Genomic DNA, 6,405 nt, shown 5'->3' on the forward strand with positions numbered 1-6,405 from the left:
ACGGACATCCAGGTCCAGGTGGTCAAGGACAAGGCCATCCGCCGCCCCTCCGTGATCTCCGACGCGGTGCTGCTGGCGCCGCCCACGAAGTAGGTCCGCGGCGCACGCCGTTCCCGCCCGCAGCGGCCTCCGCGCGGGCCCGTGACCGGCCCTTGGCGAGCCGGCCGTGGGCCGCGCCCTGCCGCGCCCGAAGGAATCCCCGATGCTCTACGTCGAACTTGCCGCCCAGGGCCTGGTGCAGGGCGCCATTTATGCGCTCATCGCGCTGGGGCTGACGCTGGTCTACGGCCTGCTGCGCATCCTGCACGTCGCGCACGCGGCCCTGTTCACGCTCGGCGCCTATGCCGGCGTGATGGTGTGCAACGCCAGCGGCAGCCTGGCCCTGGGCTTCGCGGTGGCGATGCTCGTGGCCGGCCTCGCCGGCGTCGCGATGTTCCGCCTGGCCTACCAGCCGCTGCTCGCGCAGCCGCCCTTCGTGGCGCTGATCGCCTCCATCGGCCTCTACATCGCCTTCGAGGAGGTGTTCCGCATCGTGTTCGGCGCCCAGGGCCTGTCCTTCGCCGCGCCGCCGCTGCAGGGCCAGGTGCCGGTGTTCGGCGGCATGCAGTTCAAGGTGGCCGAACTGCTGATGATGATCGGCACGGCCGTCATCATCGGCGTGCTGGGCTGGCTGCAGACGCGCACCCGCATCGGCGTGGCCTGCCAGGCCACGGTGTCGGACCCGCAGATGGCCGAATCCTTCGGCATCGCGCTGCGCAAGGTGCGCGACATCAACTTCTTCGTCGGCTCGGCGCTGGCGGGCTTCGCCGGCGTGTGGGTGGCGCTGCTGAACAACCTGGTCGAGCCCACGATGGGCAGCGTGCCCTCGTACAAGGCGCTGGCCATCATCGTGCTCGGCGGCCTCGGCTCGGTGCGCGGCACGCTGGCCGCCGCGCTGGTGCTGGGGGTGGTGGAGTCCTTCGGGACGATCTACCTCGGCAAGGTGCTGGATCGCAATGCGATCGCGTTCGCCTTCCTGATCCTGGTCCTGATGGTGCGGCCGCAGGGCCTGTTCGCCAAGCGCTGAGGAGGTCGCCTTGGACTACGAGATTTCTCTGCTGACTACCATGGGCGTCAGCGTGCTGTTCGCCCTCTCGCTCAACCTGATCACCGGCTTCTGCGGCCAGATCAGCCTGGGCCATGCCGCTTTCCTGGGCATCGGCGCCTACGTGGCGGCCCTGCTCGGTAAGGCCGGACTGCCCTTCCTCGCAACGCTGCCCCTCGCGATGCTGCTGGCCGGCGCGATCGGCGTCGTGGTCGGCCTGGCCTCGCTGCGGGTACGGGCCGACTTCCTGGCCATCACGACCATGGGCGTGGGCTTCCTGTTCGTCGGCGTCGTGCGCCAGCAGGACTGGCTGGGCGGCGAACTGGGCGTCTCCGGCATCCCCGACACCGGCATGTCCAAGCCCGTGTTCATGGCCTTTACGCTGCTGCTGTGCGCGCTGGTGGCCGCCTTCAGCCTGTACCTGCGCCGAGCCTGGATGGGCCGCGTCTTCAATGGCATCGCCGAGGACGAGGACACCATGCGCGTGCTGGGCATCGACGCGCCGCGCTACAAGCTGGTGGCCTTCGCCTTCGGCACCGCGCTGGCGGGGCTGGCCGGCAGCATGTACGCGTACAACCTGCGCTTCATCGGGCCGGACAGCTTCGGCTTCGTCGAATCGGTGACCGTGCTGTCGATGGTGGTGGTGGGCGGCATCGGCTCCGTCACCGGCGTGGTCGTGGCGGCGGCGGTGCTCTCCGCGCTGCCGGCGTGGTTCCAGGTGATCGGCGACTACAAGCTGCTGGTCTACGGCGGGCTGCTGTTCCTGATGATGCGCTTCTCGCCGGGCGGCATGGCGGCGCTGGTCACGCGCTTCTTCAGCCCCGCGCGCGCCGAGCGGCAGGGAGGCCGGGCATGAGCGCCAAGGCTACGAAGGGCGGTACGCTGCTGCGCGTCGCGGGGGTGACGGTGCGCTTCGGCGGCATCACCGCCATCGACAACGTCTCCTTCGAGGTGCGCCAGGGCGAGCTGCTGGGCCTCATCGGCCCCAACGGCGCCGGCAAGACCACCATGCTGCGCGCCATCACGGGCGTGGTGCGGGCGACGGAAGGCCAGGTCGAACTCGATGGCGAGCGCATCGACGGCCTGCCGATCGACCGCCGCATCCATCGCGGCCTGGCGCTGTCGCAGCAGCTGGTGAAGCCCTTCCGCGAGATCTCGGTGATCGACAACGTGGCGCTGGCCGCCGGCAGCGCCAAGACGGCGTCGCCGTTGAAGTCGCTGCTGCACGTGGCGCGCGACGAGGAGCTGGCCACGGCGCGCCGCATGCTGGAGCGCGTGGGCATCGCGCAGCACGCCGACCAGCGCCCCGCGATCCAGCCGCTGGGCGTCCTCAAGCGCCTGGAGATGGCGCGTGCGCTGGCGCTGAAGCCGCGCCTGCTGCTGCTCGACGAGCCGCTGGCCGGCCTGAACTCCAGGGAAGCGCGCTCGATGGCCGATACCATCGCGGAGATCAACCGCCAGGGCGTGACCATCGTGCTGATCGAGCACAACCTGGGCGAGGTGATGCGCATCTGCCAGCGCCTGGTGGTGCTGGACAACGGCCGCAAGATCGCCGACGGCGAGCCGCGCGCCGTGATGGACGATCCGGCCGTGCGCGCCGCCTACCTCGGCGGCGACGCGGTGGCCGCGCCCGCGGTGCAAAGCGCCGAAGGAGCCGTGCATGCTTGAACTCAAGTCCCTCTCCTGCGGCTACGGCGCGTTCCAGGCCGTGCACGGGCTCTCGCTGACTCTCAAGCCCGGCACCATCACGGGGCTGATCGGCCCCAACGGCGCCGGCAAGTCCTCCACCCTCATGTGCGTGGCCGGCCACGTGGCGCGCCAGGCCGGCCAGGTGCTGTTCGACGGCCAGGACATCGGCGACCTGCCCGCCACCGAGCGCGTGCGGCGCGGCATCGCGCTCTCGCCCGAGGGTCGGCGCCTGTTCAAGGACCTCTCGGTGGAGGACAACCTGCGCGTGGGCGGCGTGATCCACCCCGCCTCCGTGTTCGGGCAGGACCGCGACCGCGTGCTGTCGCTGTTCCCGCGCCTGGCCGAGCGGCTCACCTCGCTGGCGGGCAACCTCTCCGGCGGCGAGCAGCAGATGCTGGCCATCGGCCGCGCGCTGATGGCGCGGCCGCGCCTGGTCAGGATCGACGAACTCTCGCTGGGCCTGATGCCCAAGGTCATCGGCCTGTGCTACCAGGCCCTGCTGAAGCTGCGCAACGAGGGCATGACCGTGCTGCTGGTGGAGCAGAACACGGAGCGCGTGCTCTCGGTGGCCGACCACGTGTGCGTGCTCGAGTCCGGCCAGACGGTCTGGAGCGGCGCCGCCGCCGACGCCCGCAAGGACCCCACGCTCGCCGCCGCCTTCCTCGGCCTGCACTAGCCCCTGGATTTCCCCCGAACGCCCCCGAACCGACATCGTAGGAACCGACCATGTCCGAAGCCCTGTCCCTGAACGACGACCCGCGCTACGACGCTTCGCGCGAGATCCGTGCCCCGCGCGGCTCCCAGCTCACCTGCCGGAACTGGATCGCCGAAGCGGCCTACCGCATGATCCAGAACAACCTCGATCCCGAGGTGGCCGAGAACCCGAAGCACCTGGTGGTGTACGGCGGCATCGGCCGCGCGGCCCGCAACTGGGAGTGCTTCGACCGCATCCTCGCCACCCTGCGCGAGCTGGGCGAGGACGAATCGCTGCTGGTGCAGTCCGGCAAGCCGGTGGGCGTGTTCAAGACCCACGCCGACGCGCCCCGGGTGCTGATCGCCAACTCCAACCTGGTGCCCAAGTGGGCCAACTGGGAGCACTTCAACGAGCTCGATCGCAAGGGCCTGTTCATGTACGGCCAGATGACGGCCGGCAGCTGGATCTACATCGGCAGCCAGGGCATCGTGCAGGGCACGTACGAAACCTTCGCCGAGGCCGGGCGCCAGCACTTCGGCGGCGACATGGCCGGCCGCTGGATCCTCACCGCCGGCCTGGGCGGCATGGGCGGCGCGCAGCCGCTGGCCGCCACCTTCGCCGGCGCCGTGTCGCTGACCATCGAGTGCCAGCAATCGCGCATCGACTTCCGCCTGCGCTCGCGCTACCTCGACGAACAGGCGAAGGACCTCGACGACGCCCTGGCACGGATCGAGAAGTACAAGGCGCAGAAGAAGGCCGTGTCGATCGGCCTGCTGGGCAACGCGGCGGACGTCGTTCCCGAACTCGTGAAGCGCGCCAAGGCCGGCGGCCTCAAGCCCGACCTGGTGACCGACCAGACCTCGGCCCACGACCTGATCAACGGCTACCTGCCTTCGGGCTGGAGCGTTCCGGAATGGCAGGCGGCGCAGCGCGACCCGGCGCAGCATGCGAAGCTGAAGGACGCCGCCGCGAAGTCCTGCGCCGTGCACGTGCAGGCAATGCTGGACTTCCAGGCCATGGGCATCCCGACCGTCGACTACGGCAACAACATCCGCCAGGTCGCCTTCGACCAAGGCGTGCAGAACGCCTTCGACTTTCCCGGCTTCGTGCCGGCCTACATCCGGCCGCTGTTCTGCGAGGGCAAGGGGCCGTTCCGCTGGGTGGCGCTGTCCGGGGACCCGGAGGACATCTACAAGACCGACGCCAGGATCAAGGAGCTGTTCCCCGAGAACCGGCACGTGCACCGCTGGCTGGACATGGCGCGCGAGCGCATCGCCTTCCAGGGCCTGCCGGCGCGCATCTGCTGGCTGGGCCTGGGCGAGCGCGACAAGGCCGGCCTGGCGTTCAACGAGATGGTGCGCAAGGGCGAGCTGAAGGCGCCGATCGTGATCGGCCGCGACCACCTCGACACCGGTTCGGTGGCCAGCCCCAACCGCGAGACCGAGGCGATGCGCGATGGCACCGACGCGGTGTCCGACTGGCCGCTGCTCAACGCGCTGCTGAACACCGCGGGCGGCGCGAGCTGGGTCTCGCTGCACCACGGCGGCGGCGTCGGCATGGGCTACTCGCAGCATGCGGGCGTGGTGATCGTGGCCGACGGCAGCGAGGCGGCCGAGCGCCGGCTGGCCCGCGTGCTGGTGAACGACTGCGCCTCGGGCGTGATGCGGCACGCCGACGCCGGCTACGAACTGGCCGTGGCGACGGCGAAGAAGCACGGCCTGAAGCTGCCCATGGTGCGCTGAGCCGCGCGGTGCGACGCCCATGCCCCTGATCCGGTTCCACCGATCGGCCCTGCCGGCGCAGCCCTGGAAGAACGGCGGCGGCGTCACGCGCGAGGTGCTGTGCCTGCCCGAAGGCAGCGGCTTCGAGCGCTTCGACTGGCGGGTGAGCATCGCCCACATCGCCAGCAGCGGGCCGTTTTCGGCGTTTCCCGGGGTCGATCGGGTGATCACGCTGCTGGAAGGCGGCGGGGTGCATCTGCGTTCCGCGGATGGCGCCATCGACCACCGGCTCGACACGCCGCTGGCGCCCTTCGCCTTTCCCGGCGAGGCGTCGGTGCACGGCGAGCTGCTGGGTACGGACTGCCACGACTTCAACGTGATGACGCGCCGCGCCGCCTGCAGCGCGCGGGTGCAGGTGCTGCGCGAGCCGGGCGCGCTGCCCGCGTGCGCGCAGGGGCTGCTGATGGCGGTGGGCGGCGGCTGGCGCGCCAACGAAGGGGGCGAAGTTCTGCAACTGCAGGCCGACGAAGGCCTGTGGTGGCACGGGTCCGACCGCTCCTGGCACCTCGTCCCCGACAGCGCGCAAAGCGCGCTGCTCGCCGTTTCGATCGAGGCGAAGACTCCATGACGACAACCATTCACCAGGGCCCCAGCGCCGACGGCGTCTGGACCCACCTGCGCCTGGCTCCCGGCGCCACCGCTGTCGACGGCCCCGCATTGGACGACGCGGCCATCGTCGTCGAAGGCGGCGCGATCACCTACGCGGGCGCCCGCGCCGCGCTGCCGCCCTTGTCCGCGGACCTACCGCGGCACGACGGCGGCGACGCGCTGGTCACGCCGGGCCTCATCGACTGCCACACGCACCTGGTCTACGGCGGCCAGCGCGCCAACGAGTTCGCCCTGCGGCTGGCCGGCGCCAGCTACGAGCAGATCGCCCAGGCCGGCGGCGGCATCGTCTCCAGCGTGCGCGCCACCCGCGCCGCCAGCGAAGACGAGCTGTACGCGCAGGCCTTGCCGCGCCTGCAGTCGCTGCTGGCCGAAGGTGTGTGCGCGATCGAGATCAAGTCGGGCTACGGCCTGGCGCTGGAGCACGAGCGCAAGCAGCTGCGCGTCGCGCGCCGGCTCGGGCGCGACTTGGGCGTGACCGTGCGCACCACCTTCCTCGGCGCCCACGCGCTGCCGCCCGAGTACGCGGGCCGCAGCGGCGACTACATCGC

6 protein-coding genes and 1 pseudogene are annotated in these 6,405 nt (G+C 71.0%); all 7 read left to right on the plus strand.

Features of this window, described 5'->3' with window-relative positions:
• The first annotated feature begins 202 nt into the window (after positions 1-202).
• On the plus strand, positions 203-1,066 hold the full coding sequence (locus tag VFM98_RS03100; protein ID WP_325108436.1) for a branched-chain amino acid ABC transporter permease: 864 nt from the start codon (positions 203-205) through the stop codon (positions 1,064-1,066).
• Between the two features lie 10 nt (positions 1,067-1,076).
• Positions 1,077-1,940 carry a branched-chain amino acid ABC transporter permease gene (locus tag VFM98_RS03105; RefSeq protein WP_325108437.1) on the plus strand — a complete coding sequence of 288 codons (864 nt, stop codon included), beginning with the start codon at positions 1,077-1,079 and terminating at the stop codon, positions 1,938-1,940.
• Positions 1,937-2,752 (plus strand): ABC transporter ATP-binding protein, encoded by an 816-nt coding sequence (locus tag VFM98_RS03110; RefSeq protein ID WP_325108438.1) that lies wholly within the window; start codon positions 1,937-1,939, stop codon positions 2,750-2,752. Before VFM98_RS03105 ends, VFM98_RS03110 begins: the two co-directional genes overlap by 4 nt.
• Positions 2,745-3,449: an ABC transporter ATP-binding protein gene (locus tag VFM98_RS03115; protein WP_325108440.1), complete on the plus strand. Its 705-nt coding sequence runs from the start codon at positions 2,745-2,747 to the stop codon at positions 3,447-3,449. The genes VFM98_RS03110 and VFM98_RS03115 overlap by 8 nt, the downstream gene beginning before the upstream one ends.
• A 50-nt stretch (positions 3,450-3,499) precedes the next feature.
• Positions 3,500-5,209, plus strand: a complete 1,710-nt coding sequence (gene hutU, locus VFM98_RS03120; RefSeq protein WP_325108441.1) for a urocanate hydratase — start codon at positions 3,500-3,502, stop codon at positions 5,207-5,209.
• A 19-nt stretch (positions 5,210-5,228) separates the two neighbouring features.
• Positions 5,229-5,816, plus strand: coding sequence for a HutD family protein (locus VFM98_RS03125; RefSeq protein ID WP_325108442.1), 588 nt, complete (start codon positions 5,229-5,231; stop codon positions 5,814-5,816).
• Positions 5,813-6,405, plus strand: a pseudogene (locus tag VFM98_RS03130) (imidazolonepropionase); the annotation flags it as partial. The gene VFM98_RS03125 and the pseudogene VFM98_RS03130, both read left to right, overlap by 4 nt.

Origin of the sequence: Ramlibacter sp. (assembly GCF_035706265.1) — a bacterium.
Classification (GTDB): domain Bacteria; phylum Pseudomonadota; class Gammaproteobacteria; order Burkholderiales; family Burkholderiaceae_C; genus Ramlibacter.

What these genes read in the sequence shown, in the direction of transcription:
- VFM98_RS03100 (WP_325108436.1), top strand. Translation starts at nt 203, where the DNA reads ATGCTCTACGTCGAACTTGCCGCCCAGGGCCTGGTGCAGGGCGCCATT.
- VFM98_RS03110 (WP_325108438.1), top strand. Translation starts at nt 1,937, where the DNA reads ATGAGCGCCAAGGCTACGAAGGGCGGTACGCTGCTGCGCGTCGCGGGG.
- VFM98_RS03115 (WP_325108440.1), top strand. Translation starts at nt 2,745, where the DNA reads ATGCTTGAACTCAAGTCCCTCTCCTGCGGCTACGGCGCGTTCCAGGCC.
- hutU (WP_325108441.1), top strand. Translation starts at nt 3,500, where the DNA reads ATGTCCGAAGCCCTGTCCCTGAACGACGACCCGCGCTACGACGCTTCG.
- VFM98_RS03125 (WP_325108442.1), top strand. Translation starts at nt 5,229, where the DNA reads ATGCCCCTGATCCGGTTCCACCGATCGGCCCTGCCGGCGCAGCCCTGG.